General features: G+C 73.4%; 21 protein-coding genes. 7 read left to right on the top strand and 14 right to left on the bottom strand.

The genetic code is table 11. The annotated features are described in order from the left end of the window. Window positions 1–87 precede the first annotated feature (87 nt). Entirely contained in the window at window positions 88–1092 is a 1005-nt protein-coding gene (locus tag BS75_RS03050) for an alpha/beta hydrolase (protein WP_034087095.1), read from the bottom strand. Further along, the gene (locus BS75_RS03045) at window positions 1085–2584 is read right to left on the bottom strand and encodes a flavin-containing monooxygenase (protein ID WP_152646118.1); all 1500 of its coding nucleotides are present in this window, start codon (window positions 2582–2584) and stop codon (window positions 1085–1087) included. Before BS75_RS03045 ends, BS75_RS03050 begins: the two co-directional genes overlap by 8 nt. A gap of 136 nt (window positions 2585–2720) precedes the next feature. Here BS75_RS03045 and BS75_RS03040 point away from each other — a divergent pair, with 136 nt between their 5' ends. After that, complete coding sequence (locus tag BS75_RS03040; protein WP_034087094.1) at window positions 2721–3938, top strand: helix-turn-helix domain-containing protein; 1218 nt, start codon at window positions 2721–2723, stop codon at window positions 3936–3938. 154 nt (window positions 3939–4092) lie between these two features. Here the strand turns inward: BS75_RS03040 and BS75_RS03035 are convergent, their stop codons facing one another. From BS75_RS03035 to BS75_RS03015, 5 genes are all read right to left on the bottom strand, one after another. Then, the gene (locus BS75_RS03035; protein ID WP_034087093.1) at window positions 4093–5829 is read right to left on the bottom strand and encodes a hypothetical protein; all 1737 of its coding nucleotides are present in this window, start codon (window positions 5827–5829) and stop codon (window positions 4093–4095) included. A 205-nt stretch (window positions 5830–6034) separates the two neighbouring features. Continuing rightward, entirely contained in the window at window positions 6035–6529 is a 495-nt protein-coding gene (locus BS75_RS03030; protein WP_152646119.1) for a hypothetical protein, read from the bottom strand. Between the two features lie 186 nt (window positions 6530–6715). Continuing rightward, the gene (locus tag BS75_RS03025; protein WP_034087091.1) at window positions 6716–6967 is read right to left on the bottom strand and encodes a hypothetical protein; all 252 of its coding nucleotides are present in this window, start codon (window positions 6965–6967) and stop codon (window positions 6716–6718) included. Further along, entirely contained in the window at window positions 6964–7323 is a 360-nt protein-coding gene (locus BS75_RS47725; protein WP_042439863.1) for a hypothetical protein, read from the bottom strand. The genes BS75_RS03025 and BS75_RS47725 overlap by 4 nt, the downstream gene beginning before the upstream one ends. Further along, window positions 7320–7625 (bottom strand): hypothetical protein, encoded by a 306-nt coding sequence (locus BS75_RS03015; protein WP_034087090.1) that lies wholly within the window; start codon window positions 7623–7625, stop codon window positions 7320–7322. Before BS75_RS03015 ends, BS75_RS47725 begins: the two co-directional genes overlap by 4 nt. A gap of 161 nt (window positions 7626–7786) precedes the next feature. Between BS75_RS03015 and BS75_RS49065 the strand changes: the two genes are divergently transcribed. Both BS75_RS49065 and BS75_RS03005 read left to right on the top strand, forming a co-directional pair. After that, complete coding sequence (locus BS75_RS49065) at window positions 7787–8029, top strand: hypothetical protein (protein WP_034092291.1); 243 nt, start codon at window positions 7787–7789, stop codon at window positions 8027–8029. Window positions 8030–8139: 110 nt separating this feature from the next. After that, window positions 8140–9156 (top strand): zeta toxin family protein, encoded by a 1017-nt coding sequence (locus BS75_RS03005; protein WP_034087089.1) that lies wholly within the window; start codon window positions 8140–8142, stop codon window positions 9154–9156. 77 nt (window positions 9157–9233) lie between these two features. Here BS75_RS03005 and BS75_RS03000 read toward each other — a convergent pair whose 3' ends face one another. From BS75_RS03000 to BS75_RS02990, 3 genes are all read right to left on the bottom strand, one after another. Beyond that, on the bottom strand, window positions 9234–10181 hold the full coding sequence (locus BS75_RS03000) for an amidohydrolase family protein (protein ID WP_034087088.1): 948 nt from the start codon (window positions 10179–10181) through the stop codon (window positions 9234–9236). A gap of 3 nt (window positions 10182–10184) precedes the next feature. Beyond that, window positions 10185–10814, bottom strand: coding sequence for a UbiX family flavin prenyltransferase (locus tag BS75_RS02995; protein WP_034092290.1), 630 nt, complete (start codon window positions 10812–10814; stop codon window positions 10185–10187). Between the two features lie 95 nt (window positions 10815–10909). Beyond that, window positions 10910–12349 carry a UbiD family decarboxylase gene (locus BS75_RS02990; protein WP_034087087.1) on the bottom strand — a complete coding sequence of 480 codons (1440 nt, stop codon included), beginning with the start codon at window positions 12347–12349 and terminating at the stop codon, window positions 10910–10912. Window positions 12350–12467: 118 nt separating this feature from the next. Here BS75_RS02990 and BS75_RS02985 point away from each other — a divergent pair, with 118 nt between their 5' ends. Then, on the top strand, window positions 12468–13436 hold the full coding sequence (locus BS75_RS02985) for an Lrp/AsnC family transcriptional regulator (RefSeq protein WP_052069129.1): 969 nt from the start codon (window positions 12468–12470) through the stop codon (window positions 13434–13436). Window positions 13437–13487: 51 nt separating this feature from the next. Continuing rightward, a complete protein-coding gene (locus BS75_RS02980) occupies window positions 13488–14561 on the top strand; it encodes a phosphotriesterase family protein (RefSeq protein WP_042439865.1) in 1074 nt (357 codons plus the stop codon). Here BS75_RS02980 and BS75_RS02975 read toward each other — a convergent pair. Beyond that, window positions 14551–16071, bottom strand: a complete 1521-nt coding sequence (locus BS75_RS02975; protein WP_034087086.1) for a glycoside hydrolase family 3 N-terminal domain-containing protein — start codon at window positions 16069–16071, stop codon at window positions 14551–14553. The genes BS75_RS02980 and BS75_RS02975 overlap by 11 nt on opposite strands. A gap of 93 nt (window positions 16072–16164) precedes the next feature. On the opposite strand from BS75_RS02975, the gene BS75_RS02970 reads away from it, so the two are divergent. Further along, window positions 16165–17220 carry a serine hydrolase domain-containing protein gene (locus BS75_RS02970; RefSeq protein WP_034087085.1) on the top strand — a complete coding sequence of 352 codons (1056 nt, stop codon included), beginning with the start codon at window positions 16165–16167 and terminating at the stop codon, window positions 17218–17220. A gap of 49 nt (window positions 17221–17269) precedes the next feature. On the opposite strand, the gene BS75_RS02965 is transcribed toward BS75_RS02970, so the two are convergent. Next, window positions 17270–18211, bottom strand: a complete 942-nt coding sequence (locus BS75_RS02965; RefSeq protein WP_231607661.1) for an N-acetylmuramic acid 6-phosphate etherase — start codon at window positions 18209–18211, stop codon at window positions 17270–17272. Between the two features lie 169 nt (window positions 18212–18380). Here BS75_RS02965 and BS75_RS02960 point away from each other — a divergent pair, with 169 nt between their 5' ends. Next, on the top strand, window positions 18381–19331 hold the full coding sequence (locus tag BS75_RS02960) for an N-acetylglucosamine kinase (protein ID WP_034087084.1): 951 nt from the start codon (window positions 18381–18383) through the stop codon (window positions 19329–19331). Between the two features lie 42 nt (window positions 19332–19373). Here the strand turns inward: BS75_RS02960 and BS75_RS02955 are convergent, their stop codons facing one another. After that, window positions 19374–20345 carry an aldo/keto reductase gene (locus tag BS75_RS02955; protein ID WP_034087083.1) on the bottom strand — a complete coding sequence of 324 codons (972 nt, stop codon included), beginning with the start codon at window positions 20343–20345 and terminating at the stop codon, window positions 19374–19376. Window positions 20346–20434: 89 nt separating this feature from the next. Next, entirely contained in the window at window positions 20435–22903 is a 2469-nt protein-coding gene (locus tag BS75_RS02950) for a helix-turn-helix domain-containing protein (protein ID WP_042439870.1), read from the bottom strand. Window positions 22904–22931: the final 28 nt, after the last annotated feature.

Raw genomic sequence — 22931 nt, 5'->3', positions numbered from 1 at the left:
CTGTCGCCCTGCTGCACGGGCGGCGTCGCCGCGGGGCGCAGTCTGGCCGGAAAGCGCCCCGCCGGGGCCGGTCAGTCGGTCGGCCCGTCAGTCGGTCGGCTCGTCAGCCGGTCGGCCGGCGCCCTGCCGGTCGAGCCAGGCGTCCAGCGCCGCGTAGGCCTGCTCGCGCGGCTCGGCCAGCGACAGGAACACGTCGTGGCGGGCGCCCGGGATCGGAACGACCGTCGTCTCGCCGCCGAGGCAGCCGGCCCACCGGGCGATCTGCGCGACGTCGAGCACGGTGTCGGCCCGGTCGCTCAGCGGCGAGTACCGGGACGAGAAGTGGGTGCGGTCGGAGCGCAGGACCAGCGAGGGGACACCGACGTCCAGGCCGCGGTGGAGCCGGGCGTGCCCGCGCCGCACCGCGTTCAGCCAGCCCAGGGTGACCGGGAACCCGGCCAGCGGCTTGATGGCGAGGTCGAAGTCCCACTCCCCGGTGCGGCTGATGTGCAGGGTGTCCCCGTACACGCTCGTGGGCAGCTTCAGCACCTGGTAGGGACGGACCTTCGCCAGGACGCGCAGGGCCTGGGTGACCGGGCCGCGCTGCACCGCACTGCCCTGCAGGTCGAACCAGGGACTGTTGAGCACCAGACCGGTGACCGGGGCGACCCGCCCGGCCGCGCGTCGGCGGTCCAGCCAGAGCGAGGTGACCAGCCCGCCGGTGGAGTGCGCGGCGACGACCACCGGCAGCCCGGGATGGGCGGCGGTGACGATCGCGAGCGAGCGTTCGAGCTCCTCGTCGTACCGGGCGAGGTCCGAGACGTAGTGCGCGGTCTGCCCCGGTCGCAGGCCCCGACCGCACTTGCGCAGGTCGAGGCCGTAGAAGGCCAGGCCGTGCCGGGCGAAGGCATCGGCCAGCCCGGTCTGGAAGAAGTAGTCGGTGAAGCCGTGCACGTACAGCACCGCGCCGTGCACGGCCTCGTCCGGCCGGGGCTCGCGCCGGACCAGCACGGCGGCGATCGAGCCCTCGCCGTCCGGGTCGGCGCCGAGTTCGAGCTCGTGCCGGTGGTAGCCCTCGCCGAGGAGGTCCGGCTGCCAGTCGGGGTCAACCATGGACGGCCTCCGGGGTGCGGGTGCTGCGGTCGAAGTGCAGGTCGGGGTCGTCAACGGGCAGGTGGCGCAGGAGCTTGACGTCGCCGCTGTAGTTCAGCGAGGTCCGCCACGGCGCGCGGTCGCCCTGGCGCGGGAGCAGGTCGATCACGCGTTGAATGTACCCGGCGCCGAAGTCGAGGAACGGCCGGGTCGGCATGGCCGGATCGGCGAGCACCGGGCGCGCGATGTCGACGCCCCGGGCGTCCATCCGGGTCAGCAGTCGGCAGAAGTGCTCGCAGAGCAGGCCGACCTTCAGGGTCCAGGAGGAGTTGGTGTAGCCGATCGCGTAGGCGAAGTTCGGCACCCCGGAGAGCATCATCCCCTTGTAGGCGACCGTGTCGGCCAGCCGGACCGGCTCGCCGTCGACGGTCAGCTCGATCCCGCCCATGGCCTGTACGTTCAGGCCGGTGGCGGTGACGATGAGGTCCGCCTCCAGGGTGCGGCCCGACTCCAGCAGCACGCCGGTCGCGGTGAACCTCGCGATGCGGTCGGTGGCCACCGACGCCCGGCCCTCGCGGATGGCGCGGAACAGGTCGCCGTTGGGCACGGCGCACAGCCGCTGGTCCCAGGGGTCGTAGGGCGGGTTGAAGTGCTCGTCGACGGGGTAGCCGGCGGGCAGCAGCTTCCGGTTGTAGCGCCGGATCAGCCGCCGGGCCGCCTTCGGGTACTTCTGGCAGAACCGCCAGACCGCCTGCTGCTGGAGGATGTTCTTGCGGCGCGCGACCGCGTACCCGCGCTCCTCGCCGAGCAGGCTGCGCAGCTGGTTGGCGAGCCGGTCCTTCGCGGGCACCGGCATCACGTAACTCGGGGTGCGCTGCAGCATGGTGACGTGTGCGGCGGTCCCGGCCAGGGCCGGGACCAGGGTGACCGCGGTGGCCCCGCTGCCGATCACCAGCACCCGCTTGCCGGTGCTGTCCAGGTCCTGCGGCCAGTGCTGCGGGTGCACCACCTGCCCGCGGAACTCCTCCCGGCCCTCGAAGCGCGGGGTGAAGCCCTCGTCGTAGCGGTAGTAGCCGCCGGCGCAGAAGATCCAGTTGCAGCTGAGCGTCGTGCGCTCGCCGGTCTCGGCGGACTCGACCTCCACGCTCCAGCGCGCGTCGGACGAGGACCAGGACGCGCTCAGCACCTTCGTGTTGAAGCGGATCTTCCGGTCGATGCCGTGCTCGGCCGCCGCCTCGCGCACATAGGCGAGGATCCGGTCGCCGTCGGCGATCGAGTGCTCGTCGCGCCACGGCTTGAACTCGTAGCCGAAGGTGTGCAGGTCCGAGTCCGAGCGGATGCCCGGGTAGCGGAACAGGTCCCAGGTGCCGCCGGAGGCCGCGCGCGCCTCCAGGACGGCGTAGCTGCGCTGCGGGTGCTCGCGCTGCAGGTAGTACGCGGCACCGATGCCGGAGATCCCGGCACCCACGATCAGGACGTCGACCGAGGACGGCTGAGGGGCAGTCAGAGGCATACGGCCTACTTCCGAAGCGGACACCGGTACCGAACAGCCTCCATCCTGGCCGCCGCCGCGCCGCAGAACCAGCACAAAGTGCACCGATCAGGCCCCGGAGTGAGGCAGAACACACCACTGGCCGTAGGCTGGGCCCATGGACTGGGAGCTGCCGTCGCCGCAGGTACGTGAGCTGATCCGGAGCGGGGCGCAGCTGGCGCTGAACCCGCCGGCCGACTGGCTGGCGGAGCTGGACCGGGCGACGCTGTCCGGGGTGAACCGGCAGAAGCTGGCGGACGACCCGGTGTTCGCGGCGGCGACCCGCCGCACCAACCGGTCCAACCTGCTGTTCTGGGCCGCCGCCAATGTCCGCGCCCCCGGTCGGCGGGTGCCGGCCAACGTGGGCGACGAGCCGCTGGCGGTCGCCCGCGACCTGGTCCGGCGCGGGCTGAACGAGTCGGCGCTGGACGCGTACCGGGTCGGGCAGGGCATCGCGCTGCGCTTCTGGACGCAGATCGCCTGCACCCTCACCGCCGACCCCGAGCAACTGCGCCAGCTGCTCGACGTCTCCTGCCGCTCGATCTCGGCGTTCGTCGACGACACGGTCGCCGCCATCTCCGAGCAGATGTCGCTCGAGCGCGAGGCACTGACCCGGGGCACCCACGCCGAGCGCCGGGAGGTGGTCAGCCTGCTGCTGGACGGCGCGCCGATCCCGCGGCCACGCGCCGAACAGCAGCTGGGCTACCGGCTCAGCGGCCGGCACACCGCGGCGATCATCTGGAGCGAGGACCCCGACGTCGATCTGGGCGTGCTGGACCGCACCGCCGACCGGGTCGCCGCGGCCGCCGACGCCGAGCAGCGCCCGCTCACGGTGCTCGCCGGCGCCACCACCCGGTGGATCTGGATGCACGGCCGCCCCGACCCGGCCCGGCTGCACGCCGACACCGTCGGACCCGACGTGCGGGTCGCCCTCGGCTCCACCGCCGTGGGCGTCGACGGCTTCCGGCGCAGCCATCTCGACGCGCTCACCGTGCAGCGGATGCTGGCGCGGCTCTCGTCGCCGCAACGGCTGGCCACCCACGAGGAGGTGGAGCTGGTCGCGCTGCTCACCGCGGACCCGGAACGGGCCGAGCACTTCGTCAAGCGGACCCTCGGGGAGTTGGAGACGGCCGGTCCCGAGGTGGTCGAGGCGGTGCGGGTGTTCATCGCCGCCGAATGCAACGCCTCGCACGCCGCGGCCCGGCTGCCGGCGCACCGCAACACCCTGCTGCGCCGGCTGGCCCGCGCCGACCAGCTGCTGCCCCGCCCGCTCGCGGAGAACATCGTCAACGTCGGCGCCGCGCTGGAGGTGCTGCGCTGGCGCGGCAGCGCGTGAGCCGGCTGGCGCGCGGCAGGGCGTGCCCCGACTCGGACCAGTCGGCGTCAGAGCCGAATCCGCAGGCGGTCCTCGGGGTCGACTGCGGCCCTGCCCCGGGGTTCGGGGCAGGGCCGCAGGGTGCGCCGTGGTTGACCGGTGCCTGAGGCTGCGCTTACGCGGTGACCGTCAGGGTGTTGGTAGTGCTGGTGGATCCCGTCCAGCCCGTGGTGGTGGCGGTGGTGATCCGCCAGGCGCCGGTGGCGGTGGCCTTCTGTTGGAAGAAGACGTTCCCGTAGACGTTGGTGACGGCCTCGGCCTTGGTGGTCCAGGTGGTGCTGCCGGCGGGGCGGAACTGGAGCAGGGCCCAGGCGTTGCGGAGTGCGGGACGGGCCAGGGTGCTCAGGCTGGTGCACTGGTCGAGGTGCCCGGAGAAGGTGACCACGGTGTTGCGGCGGGCCCGGGTGGTGGAGAGGCGGAGGGCGGTGGCCGTGGTGGGGACGACGTCGATGTTCAGGACGCTGTCGGTGGTCAGGCCGTTGTCGGATCCGACCGCCAGTTCGACTTCGTCGGTGCCGGTGGCGATCGAGTACCAGTCGGGCCAGGAGGGTGTGCTGGGGTAGGTGCCGCTGCTGGAGCTGGTGCCCGAGCCGGAGCGGTCGATGATGGACCAGTTGGCGAGTTTGCTGTAGCCGTCGGGGGCGGTGATGGTGGTGCGCAGGTTGATGTCGGTGTCAAGTCCGACGATCAGCGTGCTGGCGACTCCCGTCCACTGCACGTTCAGCGGCAGGGCGACGGTTATCGCCGAGGTCGCTGTGGTGGTGCGGCCTCGGTTGTCGGTGATGGCGACGGTGAGTTGGTGGTGTCCGTAAGGGAGTGGGCGGGTGATCTCGCCGGTGCCGCCGAGGTGGAGGAAGCAGTCCGGCGGGAGGCCGATGGCGGAGGCCGGGGCGGTGTTCCACAGGGTGCCGTCCACGGAGACGGAGATCTGCTGGGGCGCGACGTACTGCGCGCCGCTTCCGCAGCCCAGTGTGCTGGCACCGTACTTGTAGTACACGACGGTGTCTTCCAGGGCGTTCGGTTCCACGGTGCCGGAGTTCAGGCTCAGGGTGGGTGCGTGGTCGACGACCAGGGTGAGCGGGGTGGGGTCGCCGACGGTGCCGTTGCTGTCGATGGCGACGACCTCGGCGGGGTAGGCGCCGGAGGGGATGGCCCGGGTGTCGAGCGTGGTGCTCCAGCTCGTGCCGTCCGCAGAGGGAGTCAGCTGCAGCGTGGGCCAGGCGGCTTGGCCCGGGACCAGGAGCTGCACGGTGGTGACGGTGGTGCCGGCGGGTGCGCTGGCCCCGGGCGTCGCGGTCGCCTGCACGGTGAAGGAGCTGTCACCGGCCAGGCCCACCGGGGCCGTCGGGCTCGATCGCGTGGTGGAGCCGGGCACGACATTGTTCGGGCGGTGGTTGTCGACCAGCGCGTCGACCATGTCCTCGGCGGTCTCGGTATTTGCGTTGTACGCCTGCGCGATGAGGCGGATGGCTCCGTCGTCCAGTACCGGGAGTGCCGGTGAGCCGCTGCCGCCCTGGGTCAGGGCTGTGGTGTCCAGGTCGGCGGTCACGGTGCAACTGGTGGTGCAGTCGGCGGGCAGCGGTATCTGCCGGCGCAGCCGGACGGGAGGCGTCGTCCCGATGAACTGGGCAGCGGTGAGCTGGACGAAGGTCATCGGGTCGGTGGCCGAGTTCTGGACGTTCAGGGTGACCTGGGTGTCGCCGGTCAGGGTCTGGCCGGCGGTGATGTTCCCGAACGAGACGCCGGCCTGGGCGGGCGCGTCGGCGAGGGCCGGGGACGCGGTGACGGCGCAGCTGAGCAGCGAGGCCCCGAGGAGGGGGGCGAGTGCCTTCGTCGAGCGAAGGGGCGGCATAGGTGATCTCCGTGGCAGGGGCGTTGGGTTGAGAGTACTGGGTCCGACTTGTTGGCCGCTGGCGCCCATCTCGGTGGCCCCGTGGGACTGGTTGTCGAGCCGAAGGCGCAGGCAGGGAAGGTCGAGTCACGTCTTGGTGGTGTACCGGGCTGCAGTGTCGGCCGACAGGTCGACGACTCTGTCTGCGGGCCAGGGACGGAGGCGGTCAGTGCGATGCCTGCGGCAGGAGCACCGTCGGTGTTTGCGGGTGTCCGGCGCCCGATTGTGTCTGGAGGTGCGGTAGATCAGGGTCGAAGACCTTGGCCGTGGGCTGGACCACGGCTTCGAAGTCGCGGTCGGTGAACGCGGGGGTGTAGTCGACCGAGTCGAGCCTCGCCTCCTCGGCCGTGCCGTTCGCGGTCGGGAAGCCTTTCAAGTGACGAACCAGGCCAGAGGCCTGATCCACACTCAGTTCCCACGTTGCGGCCGCCTCGCCCGAGCGATAGGAGACAGTGGCCGTGAAGCCCGGGCGTCCGTCATCACGAAGCCGGCGGGCCCTTCGCCGCAGGAAGCGGTACATCAGGCTCGTGGCATCCTTCTCGGGGATGCCCAGGGACACTGCCGTCGCGTCCCAGGTCAGCTCCTCCGCATCGACGTCCGAGTGGACGGCGTAGGTGGCGGTCATTCCGGTGGCTGCCGCGGCGCGCTCCAGGGCGGTCACGCCCCGCAGTGCGGCGAGTGGCGACTCGACCGCGAGATGATCGTGTCCCCGCATGTCATGGGCGGTTCGTGCCCTTTGGCGGTCTACCGCAGCCAGGTCTTCGAGGGGCACTCACCAACTACGGCCGCCACGCCCTCACCGGGCCAGCCGGACTCGGCAGTGGCCGAGCGGGCCGGGTTGCGGCGGTCAGAGGGCGTGCAGGCGCAGGATGTAGACGCACTCGCTGCGCGGCACCACGGTGTAGAGGAAGAAGCCGCTCGGGACGATCGCGGTCTTCATGGGCTCACCGGCGCCCTGGTACGTGGCGCCGTCGAGGTAGAGGGCATGGGCAGCACGGACCAGTTCGTCGGCCTTGGTCTCGACTTCGGCGATGAACGCTTCGGGCGCGCCCTCGGTCAGGTACTCCTCGCTGGGGTCGTACTCCCAGGACCAGGTCACGCGCTGACCTTCGCGTAGGCGTGGTCGAAGAGGGCGGTGCACTCGCGGGCCGCTTCCCGCCACTGCCCGGTGCCGGGGTCCAGGACCTGCATGAGGTGCTCCGCCGCCCTCAGCCGGGCGGCGGACTCCAGGTTCCGGGCGATCTCGATGTGGGCGGCCCACGTCAGGATGAAGGTGCGCAGCGGGGCGATCGAGCCGGACTCGACGGCGAGCGCGAACACCTCGTTCTTCTGCTGCTCCATCTCGGGCAGGCGGTGCGGCGCGACCTTGGCCAAGGCGGCGCGCAGCGCCTCCGGGGAGTGCGCGGGGGCCGGGATCAGTTCCGCGTCCTCGGGGCGCTCGGGGTGGGTGCTCACAGTGTCCTCCCAGGGGCCTGGCTGGTGCCGCTGTGGTGCAGCTCGCGCAGGACGGCGGTGGCACCGCGGCCGGATGCGGTGCCGGCCTTCACAGTGACCGCGGTGGCGGCGGTGGCTGGGTCGGCCGCGACCTGGAGCAGGAGCCGCCAGCGGGTCAGTACCTGGCCGATCTGTTCGGGGGAGGCCTCGCCCATTTCGAGGTAGAAGTCCATCCTCTGTCCGGCTGGTAGGGCGGAGGCGACCGCGTTCCGGGTGCGCGCGATCGGCGCGTGGTGGGCGCTGTGGATCGGCTGCACGGACATCGGGCACCTCGTCTGCTGCTCGGGCACACCCACCCTACCGTCGCCCCGCCCACCCCGGCAGCCACCGGGCCGAAGCGGTCCCGCCGCCGGTCCGGCGGGCGACGAAAGGACTTGTCCTCCCATGTCATAAGTGGCTGGCCACTTATGACATGATCTCCTCCGTGAGTAGCCAGCACCGTGATCCATCGTTGGGCGTCCGTGTCCCGGGCGCGCTGAAGACTGCGACCCAGCAGGCCCTGGGCGACCGGGAGCTGCGCGGCTTCGTGCTCGCCTGCTGTGCCGCGCTGGTCGCCGACCCGCCCGGGTTCCTCGCCGGCCTGGAGGAGCACTGGCCGCCGCCGAACCGGATCGGTCGGCCGCCCAAGGCGACCGGGGCCGTGCACGAGCCCCGGGAGCTGCCGTGACCTCGGGCATAGCCGGGCCCGGCGGACGGGGCCCCGACCAGGGCGAGCGGATTGTCGCGGGCCGGATCCTGCCTGTGGTGCTGGGCGGTGCGGTGGCGCAGTAACGGCCGGTGACGGTGTTCGTTCTCGGGCAGGCGGGCAGCGGCAAGACCCTGGTTGTGGACCTGGTGCACGTGGCGCTCGCCGCCAGGGGCGGTGCAGTGCGCGTGGACCGCGACGCCTACAAGGACGTCCACCCCGGCTACCCCGGCTACCTGGGCGAGGATGTGCGCACGGCCGGCGTGCGGGTGCGGGCGGACACCTACCGGTGGCAGGCCGAGGTGGAGTCCCGGGTGCGGGCGGGCCGGTACGACGCGTTGGCCGAGGCGGCGCTGGCCGACCTGCGGGAGTTCCTGGCGGAGGTGGCCGCGTACCGGCGGTCGGGCTACGGCATCGAGATCGTGGCCCTGGCCGTGCACGAGGCGCTCAGCCAGCTCGGCATCCTGGAGCGCTACGTGCGCCTGGCGCAGGAGGGCCGGGCCCGCTACGTCTCCTGGGGCAACCACGACGCCTGCGCCGCCCTCGCAGATCACTGGGGGAACGGCAACATGAATACCACGTCCAGGGCACTGGGTGCGGCAGTACTGCTCAGCGTCGTGACATTGGGAGTGGGCGCCTGCAGCAGTGGTACCGCCAAGCCGATCGCCACGGCAACCGCCACCGGGCCTGCAGTCACCGCGGCGTCGGCCACGCCCGACAGCAGCACCGGCGACTCCATGGCGCAGAAGGTCGCCGCCTGGTTCAACGGTGGCGGCAAGGCCGACATCAGCACTCTGGGAACCGACTTCACTCGGCTCCGCTCGGACGCCAGCGCCGAGAACGTCTCGGCCGTGGGCGGCGACTGCGCCATCCTCGCCAGCGCCACGACCAGTGCTGTGGACTACGGCCCTATTCCCGACCCGCAGGCACAGTTGCACTGGGCGAAGACCCTCGCCGACTACACCACCGGTACCTCACTGTGCTACGACGGCGTCGCGAAGATGAACGCTACTGAGGCCGGCAAGGGCATCGCCGACATATTGGCCGGAACCACGCAGCTGGCGGCCCTCGGAACCCGCGTCCTCGCCATCCAGGCCGGCGCACGGTAACCCGTACGCATCCGAACCCCGGACTCACGGCTGCTGAACAGACAGCGGACACACACGCGCGCGAATGCCGCGCCGGCTCAGACGGCGAACAGCCGTTCGGCGTTGCCATGTGCGATCTTCTCGCGGTCCTCGGGGGCGAGCGGCGCGGTCTCCAGGAAGGCGGCGTGCTCGGCCGGGCTGCCGAACGGGTAGTCCGTGGCGAACATCAGCCGGTCGGCGCCGAACACCGTCAGCGCGCACTGCAGCGGAGCGACGGTGGTGTAGCCGCTGATGGTCAGGTGGACGTGGGAGCGCACGGTGTCGGCGACGGACTCCTGCCCCGGCCGGAACCGGCTGAGCACCGCATCGGCGCGCAGCAGGGAGAACGGCAGGTTCTCACCCATGTGCCCGACGACGACCTGCAGCCCCGGGTGCCGGTCGAACACCCCGCCCAGCACCATCCGCAGGATGTGCATGCCGGTCTCCACGTGCCAGCCCCACCCCGCCGTCATCAGCAGCGCCCCGGCCGCCGGGTCGAGACCCGAGCCGTAGGCCTCGGCGACGGCGGCCGGCGGATAGGTGGGGTGCAGGTACACCGGGACGCCGAGCTCCTCCGCCGCCGCCAGTACCGGGTCGAACTCGGCGTCGTCGAGGAACCGGCCGGCCGTGTGACCGTTGATGATCAGCCCGCTGAAGCCCAGCTCGCGCACGGCCCGGACGGCCTCGGCCGCGGCGGACTCGGGGTCGGGCATGGGCAGGCTCGCCAGCGCCCGGAACCGGGTCGGGTGCTGCCGGACCGCTTCGGCCGCCTGGTCGTTGAGAGCCCGCGCCAGGTCGACCGCGCGGGCGGGCGGCACCTCCTGGGCGGCCGGGGCGACCACGGACAGCACCTGGACGTCGATGCCGGCCGCGTCCATCACCGCGATCCGTCCGGCGCCGAGGTCCGCCAACGGGCCCGCCACCCCGGGCGGCAACCCGTGGCCGCCCATCACCTCCGGCGCGTGCTCGGACGGCAGGAAGTGCTCTTCGACAGCGATCAGTCGCATGGTTCAGCTCGTTTCAGAGGTCTCGAAGGGACGGGAGGAGCGGGTGCGTCGGCGGCGGGTCCCGGCCAGCCCCTGCCAGCGCTCCGCGATGTCCGCGGTGCCGAGGGGGAGGTCGAACTGGTCGAGGATCCGCATGACGATGTGGTCCACCAGGTCGCCGATGCCGTTCGGGATGTCGTAGAAGGCCGGCATCGGCGGAACGATGCGCACGCCCATCCGGGAGAGGGCGAGCATGTTGGCGAGGTGGATCTCGTTGAGCGGGGTCTCCCGGGGCACCAGGACCAGCGGGCGCCGCTCCTTGAGGGTGACGTCGGCGGCGCGGGCGATGAGGTTGTCGGCCAGGCCGTGTCGTATCGCCGCGAGCGTCTTCATGCTGCACGGTACGACGGCCATGCCCGCGACCGGATAGGAACCGGAGGAGACGGTGGCGCCCAGGTCGCCGAACTTGTGAGTCACATCGGCGAGTTCGGCGAAGTCCCGGGCGCTGTACGGGGTCTCCGTCTCGATGGTGGAGCGGGCCCAGGTGCTCAGCACCAGATGGGTCTCCACCTCCGGCACCGTGCGCAGGACCTGCAGCAGGCGGACGGCGATCGGGGCCCCGGTGGCGCCGGTGACGCCGACGACGAGGCGGATGGGGGGTGCGTCGGTCACGGTGTGCTCCTGGTGCGGAAGGGGGAGGGCGGGGGAGCGGGCGTACCGTGCTCCCCCTGCCCCGGCGGCTACAGCGGCTACAGCGGCAGGACGCCCGCCCAGCGCTCGCGCAGCTCCGCGCGGGTCGCCCGGTCGACCCGGTTGGCGGCCGGATACCGGTCCTTCCACGCGAACGGCTTGCAGGCGTCGATCAGCACGATGCCCATCGACAGGTCGCCGGCGGCGCGCCGGTCGGGTGCCAGCCGGGGGTCGATGGCGGTGGTGGGCGCGCGCACCACCTGGATCGACTGGGACGGGTCGACCCGGGTGAACATCGCCCACAGGACATGGTTGATGTCGGTGATGTCGATGTCCTCGTCGACCACGACGAAGTACCGCTCCATGCCGCCGGTGCGCTTGCGTCCGGCCGCTGCCAGCAGCGCGTGCATGGCGTCCCCGGCGCCGCTCTGCTCGATCGAGACCACCATCAGCAGCTGCCGGGCGTAGGCCCACACGCCCCTGACGTTCTGCACGCCGGAGGCCTCCAGGTGGTCCCAGGTCACCGACGCCGAGTACAGCGGCACGGCCTGGTCGCCCGCCGGGATGGTCGGCAGCATCGGCGGGGCGCCGAGGATGATCGGGTCGTCGCGGTGCAGGATCCGGGTGACCCGGACCACGGTCTCCTGGCCCGAGTGGGTGTAGTAGCCGGTCCACTCGCCGAAGGGCCCCTCCAGCACGGACTCCTCCTCGACCGGCGGCAGCTCGCCCTCGATCACGATCTCCGCGTACGCCGGTATCGGCAGCTCGCTGCCGGGAGCGTGGAGGACCTCGACGCCCTCCCCGCGGAGCCCGCCCGCCAGGTCGTACTCCGACATCCCGGACGGGGCGGCGATGGCGGCGGCGGTGGACAGGATCGGGTCCTGGCCCACCACCACCGCGATCGGGCAGTTCTCGCCGCGCGCCCAGTACTTCTCGGCGATCGCCTTGGCGTGCCGGTTGCCGAGCATCCACAGCGACAGCCGGTCCCGGCCCTGGACGCAGGCCCGGTAGGTGCCGACGTTGACCCAGCCGCTGTCGGGGTCACGGGTGATCACCATGCAGGCGGTGCCGATGTAGCGGCCGCCGTCCCCGTCGTGCCAGCGAGGCGCGGGGAAGATCTCCAGGTCGACGTCCGCGCCGGTCAGGACGTTCTCCAGGATCGGGCCGGTGCTGACCTCGACCGGGGGGATCGGCTCGATCCGCTTGCTCAGGTCCTTCCAGGCCCGGACGATGTCGAGCTTGTCGGTGTCGGGCGGCAGCCCGAGCGCCACCGCGGTGCGGGCGGCGGTGCCCATGAAGTTGGTGAACACCCGGTACCCCGCCGGGAACCCCGGAATGTTGTCGAACAGCAGCGCCGGGCCCTCCTGCTCGGCCAGCAGCTCGGTGATCCCGCCGATGTCCCGGTCCCGGTCGGCGCCGTCGATACGGAGGACCTCGTCCGCGCCGAGCGCTGCGGTCATCCGGTCGATGTAGTCCCGAAGGTCACGGAAATTGCTCATCTGCTGCTCCTCTTCCCCGTTGTCCTCTTCTCGACAGCGATCATGCGAATCGGCCGCGAACGGCGGCAACGAGTCCGGACGCGCGCGCCGGATACCGCCCGGGATAGAGTCGGGATGCGTGGAAACCCTCAATCTCCAGCTGGTCCACGCCCTGCAGATCGACGGGCGCGTCCCGCTGCGCCGGATCGCCTCGGTGCTGGGCGTCTCCGAGCAGGCGGTCGCCCGCCGCTACGCCATGCTGTGCGAGACGGCCGGACTGCGCGTGGTCGGCCGACTCAACCCCCGGCCGGTCGGGCAGACGGTGTGGGCGCTGCGGCTGCAGTCCGTCCCCAGCGCCGCGCTCGGCCTGGCCCGGAGCCTGGCCGCGCGGGAGGACACCCGCTGGGTCCAGCTCGCCTCCGGCGGCACCGAGATCATCTGCCATCTGGTGGCGCAGCGGGACAGCGCCCAGGACGCGCCGGTGCGGCTGCTCGACCGGCTGCCCGGGGCCACCTCGGTCACCGCGCAGCGGGTGCTGCGGCTGTTCAAGGGCGGCCCGACCACCTGGGGCGCGCTCACCTCCGCCCTGGACCGGGAGCAGCAGGCGGCCCTGGCCCCTGACTTCCCGCCCCCGGACGCCTGGTCGGCGCCGCTGGAACTCACCGACCTCGACCACGTCCTGCTGGCCGCGCTGACCCGCGACGGCCGGGCGACCTATGCCGCGCTGGCCGCCGAGGCCCGCTGCCACGAGTCGACGGTGCGCCGCCGGATCGCCCAACTGCGGACCGCCGGAGCGCTGTTCTTCGCCCTGGACATCGACGAGCGGCTGTTGGGCAGTCCGGGGGCCACCGCCATCCGGATGTCGGTGCGGCCCGCGCACCTCGCCGCCGTCGGCGCGGCGCTGGCGGAACACCACGAGGTCGCCTACGCCGGCGCCACCACCGGAACGACCAACCTGCTCGCCAGCGTCCTCTGCCCCGACGACGAGTACCTCTTCGGCTACCTCACCGACCGCCTCGGCGCCCTCCCGGGGGTGGACGCGGTCGAGACCGCCCCGATCGTCCGCACCCTCAAACGCGTCGGCACGGTCGGCCGCGCCCGGCGCTAGGGCGCCGACAGTTCGGGCGGGGCCGAAGTGTCGTCGACCTAGGCTCGGGTGATGGAACAGCAGAACGAGAACGCCCCGGTGCCCCGGGTGCAGACGGTGACCGGACCCGTCGATCCCGCCGAGCTGGGCCGGGTGCTCTCGCACGAGCACCTGCTGGCGCTGACGCCGGGCCCCTGGCTCTCCGGCGGCCGGCGGGGCGGAGCCGACGGGGCGGAGGAGTCGGCGGCGGCGTTCGACCGCGAGCAGGTCGAGCTCGCCGTCGCGGCCCTCGGCGGGCTGGCGGCCCACGGGGTGGACACCGTCGTCGACCTCAGCCCGTACGGCGATGCGGGGCGTGACGCGTGGGGCAGGAACACCGCGCTGCTACGGGAGATCTCCCGGCGCAGCGGGGTGTGGATCGTCGCCGGGACGGCCACCTACCGCGAGGCGTTCAGCCCGGCCTGGGTGCGGGCGGCCGGCGTCGAGGAGATCACCCGGCGGTTCGTCGAGGACGCGCAGGTGGGGATCGGCGGGAGCGGGGTGCGCGCGGGCATCCTGGGCGAGGTGCCCACGGGGCTGGGGGAGGTCACGGGGCACGAGCGCAAGGGGCTGCGCGCGGCCGCCCGTGCGCACCACCTCACCGGACTCGCCATCAGTACCCACACCACCCACGGGACCATGGCGCTGGAGCAGATCGACCTGCTGGAGGAGGAACAGGTCGACCCCGGCCGGGTGGTCATCGGTCACCTGGACAACCACCCCGAACTCGACTATCTCCGCCGGGTGCTGGACCGGGGGGTGAACATCGCCTTCGACTCGGTCGGGAAGCAGAACTGGGACCTGCGGCTGCCGCCGGCGACCGACCCGCAGCCCGACGGGCCCCACACTCGGCAGTCCCTGCGGCAGTCCGACGTCACCCGCGCGGACCGGCTGGCGCTGCTGGTCGCCGAGGGCCACGCCGAGCGCATTCTGCTGTCGCAGGACCTCACCGGCCCCCAGGTGCAGCAGAACCCGGCCACCCACGGTCAGTGGGGCTACGCCTACCTGAGCGCGGTCTTCCTCCCGATGCTCCTCGAACGCGGTGTCAACGAGGAGCAGGTCGAGACGATGATGCACAGCAACCCGGTCCGGCTGCTCACGGTGTGACCGCCAGTCGGCGGCCGGCCAGGGTCTCGGCGGCGGCCTGGCCGCAGACGCGGGCGGCGCCGTGGGTGGCGACGAACACGGAGCCGCCGGGGTCGCCGTGCGGGACGCCGAGCTCGACGACGACGGCGTCCGGGCGCTGCGCCAGCAGCGCGGCGATCCACTGTCGCACCGTGGGACGGCGGTGGGCGTCGCGGACCGCGAGTACCAGCGGCCGGGAGGCGGCCGCGGCGAGGACGGCGGCGAGGGTCTCCCGGTCGAGCGGCGCGCCGGCCGCGAGGGTGGTGTGGGTGGTGCCGGGCAGCAGCGCGGCCAGCGCGGGGCGCAACCCCCAGGGCACGCCCTCGCCGCTGACCACGGTGCCCGGGACGCCGAACTCGACCAGGTGCGGGGCCGCCGCCAGCGGCAGCACCGCCTCGCCGGTCAGTCGGACCCGGACGGCCCGGCGCGCCGCCGCCAGCCCCAGGCCGGGGGAGGCGGGCACGGCAGGGTGTGCGGCGGCGAGGGCGCGGCGCCAGGCGCCGAACTCGGCGACCCGCGCGGCGGCCTGCTCCAGCCGTTCCTGGCCGAGCACGCCCTGGGTGACCGCATCGGCGACCGCCTCGCGCAGCGCCAGCACCTCGCGCTCGCCCGAGCGGTTGCCGAGGCAGACCAGGTCCACGCCGGCGGCCAGCGCCCGGACCGTCGCCCCGGCGAGGCCGTAGCGGGCCCGGACCGCCTGCATCTCGACCGCGTCGCTCACCACCATGCCCTCGAATCCCAGCTCCTCCCGCAGGAGTTCGGTGACCAGACGCGGGCTGACGGTGGCCGGGCGGTCCGGGTCGAGCGTGGGCAGCAGCAGGTGACCGGTCATCACCGCGCGGACCCCGGCGCCGATCGCGGCCCGGAACGGGGGCAGCGCCACCGCAGCCAGCTGCTCGCGGTCGAAGGGGACCACGGGCAGGTCGAGGTGCGAGTCGACGGCGGTCTCGCCGTGCCCGGGGAAGTGCTTGACGCAGGCGCCGACCCCGGCCGAGTGCAGGCCGCGCACCCAGGCCGCGACATGACGGGCCACCAGCTCCGGGTCCGCACCGAAGGAGCGGGTGCCGATGACCGGGTTGTCGGGATTGCTGTTGACGTCGGCGTCCGGCGCGAAGTCGAGGTCGACGGAGAGCGCGCGCAGCTCCGCGCCGACCGAGCGGGCCACCGCCTCGCTCAGCCGCTCGTCGTCGACGGCGCCGAGGGCCAGGGCGCCGGGGTAGGAGGAGCCGGTGGCCGCCTCCAGCCGGGTGATGTCGCCGCTCTCCTCGTCGACGGCGACGATCACCTCCGGGTTCTCGGCCCGCAGGGCCGCGGTCAGGGCGGCAGTCTGTTGCCGGTCGCGGACGTTGGGGGCGAACAGCAGGACCGAGGCGAGGCCCTCCGACAGCCGGCGGCGGATCCAGTCGGGCGGGGTGGCGCCGACGAAGCCGGGCTGGAGCACGCGGTCCGCCAGGGACAGCAGTTCGGGAAGGGAGGGCGGTATTTCGGTCACCCCATCGGTAAACTGATGACACATTTCAGCCGTGCGACGGTGGAAATTTACCAGGGTGCCGAGCTGTCAGCGGCCCTGCGACCGGAGGAACGGATGGGTTTCCCCGAGGCGGCCGACGCCGCCGCGTCCCTGGTCCGGACGGCCGTGGCGGACGGCGTCGTCCCCGGGGCCGTGCTGCTCGCCGGGCGCGGCGCGGAGGGCCCGGTCGCCGCCCACGCCTTCGGCCGCACCGACTCCGGCCCCGACGCCCGCCCGGTGACCGTGGACACCGTCTTCGACCTCGCCTCGCTGACCAAGGTGGTGGCCACCATGCCCGCGGTGCTGCGCCTGGTCGAGCAGGGCGGGCTGAGCCTCGACCGACCGGTCGCGCACTGGCTGCCGCGCTTCTCCGGCGGTGGGCACGAACGGGTGACGGTACGCCAACTGCTGACCCACAGCTCGGGCCTGTCGGCCCACCGGCACTTCTGGACGCTGCCGGTGAGCTCCGCCGACCGGCTGGCCGCCGTACTCGCGGAGCCGCTGGAGACCGCGCCCGGCACCGAGGTGCGCTACTCCGACCTCGGGTTCATCGTGCTGGGCGAGCTGGTGGCGGCGGTGGCGGCCCAGCCGCTGGACCGCGCGGTCGACGCCCTGGTGCTGGAGCCGCTCGGCCTGACCTCGACGCGCTACCTGCCGCCGGCCGACTGGCGCGGGCGGACCGCCGCCACCGAGGCGCCCCCCGGCCGCCCGCCCAAGGTCGGCGTGGTCCACGACGAGAACGCCGAGGCGCTCGGCGGCGTCGCCGGGCACGCGGGGCTCTTCGGCACCGCCCCCGACCTGGCCCGCTGTCTGCGGACCGGCTGGCTGGCGGAGCAGGGCCCGCTGCTCGCCCCGGCCCTGCGCGCCGAGGCGCTGCGCAACCAGACCGCCGGACTGGGAGGGGTGCGCGGACTGGGCTGGACGCTGCGCGGTGACCGCTGGGACCACATGTCGGAGGCCTGGCCGGAGACCGGCGCGGGGCACACCGGATTCACCGGAACCAGCCTCGCCCTCGACCCGGTCGGCGGTCTCTGGGCGGTGCTGCTCACCAATGCGGTCCACTTCGGGCGCGATCGCCGCGCCGTGGCGCTGCGCCGGACGGTGCACGCCGCACTGGCCACCGCGCGCTGAACCCCACCGCGCTCAGCCCCGCCGCGCTCAGCCCCGCCCCGCCTCGCGCTCAGCCTTCCGCTGCGGTCGCCAGCGCCGGGCGCACCCGTCCGCCGTTGGCGGCCAGGGCGCTGCGGGCGCGCTCGGGACCGCAGTCGGCCAGCAGGCCGACCAGCGCGGTCTTGAGCTCCCCGCCGGCCGCCGCCAGCGCCTCGGCGCAGGCGGCGGGGGAGCGTCCGGTGGCCTCCTCCAGGATGGCCGACAGCCGACCGCGCAGCTTGTCGTTGCCGGCCGCCACGTCGACCATCAGGTTCGAGTAGGTGTGGCCCATCGCCACCATCGTCGCCGTGGACAGGCTGTTCAGCAGCAGCTTGTGCGCGGTGGCGGCCTTCAGCCGGGTCGAGCCGGTGATCGCCTCGGGACCGGTGTCGACGCCCAGGTGGACCTCGGCCAGCGGGGCCAGCTCGGCCTGCGGGTTGGCGCTGACCAGTACCGTGAAGGCCCCGGCGGCGCGGGCCGCCTGCAGCGCTCCGCCGACGTAGGGGGTGCGCCCGCTGGCGGTGATGCCCACGGCCACGTCCAGCGGCCCCACGTCGGCGGCGTCCGCGGCCCCGTCCTCGGCCCGGTCCTCGGCGCCCTCGGTGGGCAGGGTGAGCGCGGCCGACCCGCCCGCGTGGTGCGCCACGACCAGCCCTGGGCGGACGCCGAAGGTGGGGATGAGCTCGGCCGCGTCCATCACCGCCAGCCGGCCCGAGCTGCCGGCCCCGAAGTAGTGAAGCCGTCCCCCCGAGCCGAGTTGACGGACCGTCCGGTCGACCACCAGGGCCAGCCCGGGCAGGACGGCGGCGACCGCGTCGGCGGCGGTCCGGTCCTCCGCGTTGAGCAGGCGGAGCACCTCGACGGTGGGGAGCCGGTCGATGTCGAGCGTGCGGGGATTGCGTCGCTCGGTGGGCGATTCGACGCGGACGGAGTGGTGCGGAGTCATCGCGGAGGTCCTCTCGGTCACGATCACGATCACGGCGTAGCCGCAGCGGTGGATTCGGCACCAATCGTCCCGGCAGCACCGCCCGGTACGTCGGCGACGGGGCGAACGGCAGGTCAGCTACCGTGGCGAGGCGGTCGAACACGGACCCGGACGAACACGGACCCGGACCAACACCGACTCGGACGGAGCGGATGCAGTGGCGGTGGTGCTGGCGGTGGATCTCGGCCGGACCGGCTGCCGGGCCGGGGTGTGGACGGGTCGCGGTGAAGAGCCCCGGGCGACCCGGGAGGTCCCGGGGACGCCCGGCCTCGCCGCCCCCGGCGGGGCCGCCGAGGCCGGAACGGTGGTGCTCGCGGTCGCGCGGGAGCTGCTCCGAGCGGTTGGGATCCGGCGGGTGGACGCGGTCTGTGTCGGTGCGGCCGGCGCCCTGGCCGCGCCCGAGGCCGCCCGGGCGCTGGCCGGGGCCGTGCTGGCGGGGCTTCCGGCCGAGGAGACCGCAGTCACCAGCGACGCGGTGACCGCCCACGCCGGTGCGCTGGGCCGGGCCACCGGAGTGGTGCTCGCCGCCGGGACCGGGGCGGTCGCCGTCGGGGTGGGCACCGGCGGAACCTTCGCGGTGGTCGACGGCTGGGGCCCGTGGCTCGGCGACGAGGGCGGCGGCGCCTGGATCGGGACGGCCGGGCTGCGGGCCGCCCTGCGCGCGCACGACGGGCGCGGCGAACCCACGGCTCTGCTGGAGGCCGCCGTCGCGGAGTTCGGCGCCCTGTCCCGGCTGCCGACGGTGCTCGACGAGGGCGGCAATCCGGCCCGCCGCGCCGCCTCGTTCGCGCCCGCGGTCGCGCGGGCCGCCGCCGAGGGGGACCGCGCGGCGGTCGGGATCCTCCACTCGGCCGCCACCGCGCTGAGCGGGGCGGTGGCCGCTGCCGCCCGGCGCAGCTGCGGCCCGGATCCGGCCCCGGTCGTGCTCACCGGGGGCCTGGTGAACCTGGGCGCACCGCTGCTGACGCCGCTGTACGCCGCGCTGGCCGAGCTCGCTCCGGCGCTGCGGCCGCAGCCGCCGCTCGGCGACCCGCTCGGCGGGGCCCGGCTGCTCGCCCTGCCGGCCGAGGGACCGCACGAACCGCTGATCACCCGGCTGCGCCGCTGAGGCGCGAGCCCCACCTCGGCCGGCAGTGAGCCGGACGAGCAGTCAGTAGCGGTCGCCGGTGGGCGCCGGGAGGGCGTCCAGCTCCGCCAGGTCGGCGGCGGTCAGGTCGAGGTCGGCCGCCGCGACGTTGTCCAGCAGGTACTTCGGGGTCTTGGTGCCCGGGATCGGCACCACCCGGTTGCCCTGGGCGACCACCCAGGCCAGGGCGACCTGCGCGGGGGTGGCCCCGTGCCGCTCGGCGACCGCCCGCACCGTCTCCACCAGCGCCTGGTTGGCGGCCAGCGCCTCCGCCTGGAAGCGCGGCAGGGTGCTGCGCCAGTCCTCGGCCGGGAGGTCCGCGACGCTGCTGAAGCGTCCGGCCAGGAAGCCGCGCCCGAGCGGGGAGAAGGGCAGGAACGCGATGCCCTCGCGCTCGCAGTAAGGCAGCACCTCCGCCAGCACGTCCCGGGTCCACAGCGACAGCTCCGACTGGACGGAGGCGACCGGGTGGACCGCCCGGGCCCGGCGGATCTCCTCCACCGAGACCTCGGACAGGCCGATCCGCAGTGCCTTTCCGGCCGCGACCACCTCGGCCAGGGCGCCCCAGGTCTCCTCGATCGGGACCTCGGGGTCGACCCGGTGCAGCTGGTAGAGGTCGACGTGGTCGGTCCCGAGGCGGCGGAGGCTGTCGTCGATCGAGGCCCGGACGTGCTCCGGCCGCCCGTTGCGCACCAGTTGGGCGCCGTGGGCCAGGCTGTCACCGCCCTCCTGGGTCAGCCCCACCTTGGTCGCCAGCACCACCTGGTCCCGCAGGCCGCCGCCGAGCGCCCGGCCGACCAGCGACTCATTGGTGTAGGGGCCGTAGACGTTCGCCGTGTCGATCAGCGTCACCCCGAGGTCGACGGCCTGCCGGAGCACCGCGACCGAAGCCTCGTCGTCGCGCCCGTTGGGGTCGTAGGCATGGGTCATCCCCATGCACCCCAGTCCGATCACGCCGACCTGCGGACCCTCGTTGCCCAGGCTGGTGGTACGCATCTGGTTGCACTCCTCTGCGGGACGTCGTCTCGGTCTGTGTGCCCCAGCTTCCCTCTTCGAGTGCGCTCGAAGTCAAGTCGGGCCTGCCGTCAGCGCGGGGCGGAACCCGGGGTTCCGTCAGCAGCCGCTTCCCCCACGTCGAGATAGGTCTGGCTCAGGTGCTGCTGCAGCCGTGCGTGCCGGAACTGGTAGACGGCACCGGCCTGCCGCAGCACCCCGCGCCGATGGGCGTCGTCCAGGTAGGCGACCACCCGCCACGGCAGCCGCCCGGTCAGCGGCAGGCAGATGCGGGTGAACAGCACCCATTGCCCCCAGGCGGTGAAGGCCAGCGCGTAGGACGCGGCCCCGCCGATCCCGCCGATCGCCCCGATGACGAATCCGTTGGCGATCGGCCAGTTCACGTTTCCGAGGTGCCCGCGCAGGAGTTCCACCGTCGTCCACCCGATGACGGCGATGGCCACGGCGAGGGCCGGCGCGACGACCGCGACCTGGCGGAGCACCGTGGTGCGGTTGCTCAGCAGCAGGCTGGTCGGGGTGGCGGCCGAGCCGACGTCGACCGGCGTCTCCAAGGCCACCACGCTGCCGAGGACGCACCCGGCGGCCAGCCCGAAGACGATGCCGAACCCCAGCATGTTGATCAGCGTCGACTTGACCGCATCACCGCCGTAGGCGGTGTGCCCGAACAGGATCCGCGCTTCCAGGATGAGCGCGGGGCCGTACGCGACTCCGACCGCCATACCGCCGACGCATCCGATGCCGAACCAGGAGAGGAAGCGTCTCCACCTCGGCGGCCCCTCGGCTCCGTGCCGCAGGCCGACCAGCCGCAACTGCGTGCGCGAGGGCTCGAAGGTGGCCCTGTCGAACACGGTCACCAACCCGTAGATCAGCCCGAAGGTCAGGCCGACCGCGGGTCCGTACAGGAGGGCGTCGAGCACGCTCGCCTCCGGTTCGACCGGCGTCCTGCCCACGCCGAACAGGTCCAGGGGCCAGAAGACGAGCCAGTCCGCCAACGCGGTGAGCATCGCGGAAGCCATGGTGACGGCCAGGATCCGGACGGACGGGCGGACCGCCCCCGCCAACTGCCACCAGGCCAGGTCCTGATGACCGTGCTCCTGGTCGCGGTCGAGGTGGGCGGCGAGGTGGCCCGCGTACCGCAGTGCCCGGTCCGGGTCCCAGGTGCGCTGCCGCCGGGAGCGGGTGGCGGGCCCGTGCGCGGTCTGCGGCTGGGGCCGGTAGACGGTCGGCACGAAGCCGGCCAGCAAGTGCTCTTCGAGAGCTTCGGGCGTCGGAAACCTGTCGGTGTCCAGCAGGACGGCCGGATCACGGCCGGGAACGTTGCTGTAGACGGTCCTGGCCAGGACGACCATCAACGGGGTACTGAGGACGGCGGTGAGATGCCGGCAGGCCGGGCTGTCCGGCTGCCGGACCAGCCGGTCCACGACCGGGTCCCACACCGTCGGCGATCTCTCGCCCGGTTCGGCCGGTTCGCCCGGTTCGGCCGACGCGGTCGGCCGGGCGGTGAGCGGCAGGTATTCGGCCAGGTCGGCGGTGGTCAGGTCGGTCAGCTCGACGCCGGCGGCCCTGGTGAGCACGTCGGTCGCGGTGACCGCGTCGGCGAACTCCCCGGTACGGCTGGTCAGCAGGAACGGCAGCGTGCTCGCGTTGAGGGCGTCCAGCGCGGCGCCGTGCAGACCGGCGGCTATCTCGTCGAAGCCGTCGAGGACCGGCAGGATCCAGCCGGCCGCCAGCAGCGCCGCGGCCAGGGTCGAGCCGTCGGGCGCGCGGGCGTCCAGGTCCGGGTTGTCCCGCAGCAGGCGCCCGACGAGCCACTCGCGCAGTCCGACGGCGGTCGGTTCCCACGACCCCAGGCTGAACACCACCGGCACGGGCTCGCCGTCGACGCGGGTGCGCAGATAGTCCAGGACGAATCGCAGCGTCAGCACCGTCTTGCCGGATCCGGCGCGGCCGAGCACCACCAGCCGCCCGGAGCCGATGCGCCGGTACGCGTCCGCGATCTCCGACAGACCACCCGACAGGGAGGGCGGAGCCGAGGCCGACCCGGCGCCGTGGACATTGTCCGGATGGTCGACCCAGTTCGCCCGCGCCGAGCCCCACTTCACCGGTAGCGGGCGGGGATCGTGGACCCGGCGCCGCTCCTCCTCCAGGGTCCACCGGCCGTGCTCGTTGTGGGCCAGGGTCTCCGCGACCTCGGTCAGCACGCCCCGGTAGGGCATCGCCACGCGCTTCGCCGGCCCGGGAGCCGACGCGAGGGGCGCGGCACCCGGCTCGACCACGGCCCCGGCGCTCTCCGCGATGACGGCGGCACCGGTGCGTGCGGAGAGGAGCTCCTGCCAGACGGCGTCACGGTCGCGCCCCAACGCGTCGGCGAGCGCATGGGCGGCCAGCTTCACCGTGCCCGTCCGGGTGTCGTTCGGTGTCCCGGTCTCCAGCCGGTGGATGGTGCGCACGCCCAGCCCGGCCGCCTCGGCCAGCTGCTCCTGCGTCATCCCGGCCTCGCCGCGCAGATCGCGCAGCAGCGTGCCGAACTGGCTCGCCACGTCGATGCCTCCGCTTCGGTCATGCTCA

It is taken from the genome of Streptacidiphilus albus JL83, from assembly GCF_000744705.1.
Taxonomy (GTDB): Bacteria; Actinomycetota; Actinomycetes; order Streptomycetales; family Streptomycetaceae; genus Streptacidiphilus; species Streptacidiphilus albus.
This window is presented reverse-complemented; position numbering and strand designations above follow the sequence as displayed.

Coding starts and splice junctions, on each gene's coding strand:
- BS75_RS03050 (WP_034087095.1), bottom strand. CDS start 1,092: ATGGTTGACCCCGACTGGCAGCCGGACCTCCTCGGCGAGGGCTACCAC.
- BS75_RS03045 (WP_152646118.1), bottom strand. CDS start 2,584: ATGCCTCTGACTGCCCCTCAGCCGTCCTCGGTCGACGTCCTGATCGTG.
- BS75_RS03040 (WP_034087094.1), top strand. CDS start 2,721: ATGGACTGGGAGCTGCCGTCGCCGCAGGTACGTGAGCTGATCCGGAGC.
- BS75_RS03035 (WP_034087093.1), bottom strand. CDS start 5,829: ATGCCGCCCCTTCGCTCGACGAAGGCACTCGCCCCCCTCCTCGGGGCC.
- BS75_RS03015 (WP_034087090.1), bottom strand. CDS start 7,625: ATGTCCGTGCAGCCGATCCACAGCGCCCACCACGCGCCGATCGCGCGC.
- BS75_RS03000 (WP_034087088.1), bottom strand. CDS start 10,181: ATGCGACTGATCGCTGTCGAAGAGCACTTCCTGCCGTCCGAGCACGCG.
- BS75_RS02990 (WP_034087087.1), bottom strand. CDS start 12,349: ATGAGCAATTTCCGTGACCTTCGGGACTACATCGACCGGATGACCGCA.
- BS75_RS02980 (WP_042439865.1), top strand. CDS start 13,488: ATGGAACAGCAGAACGAGAACGCCCCGGTGCCCCGGGTGCAGACGGTG.
- BS75_RS02970 (WP_034087085.1), top strand. CDS start 16,165: ATGGGTTTCCCCGAGGCGGCCGACGCCGCCGCGTCCCTGGTCCGGACG.
- BS75_RS02955 (WP_034087083.1), bottom strand. CDS start 20,345: ATGCGTACCACCAGCCTGGGCAACGAGGGTCCGCAGGTCGGCGTGATC.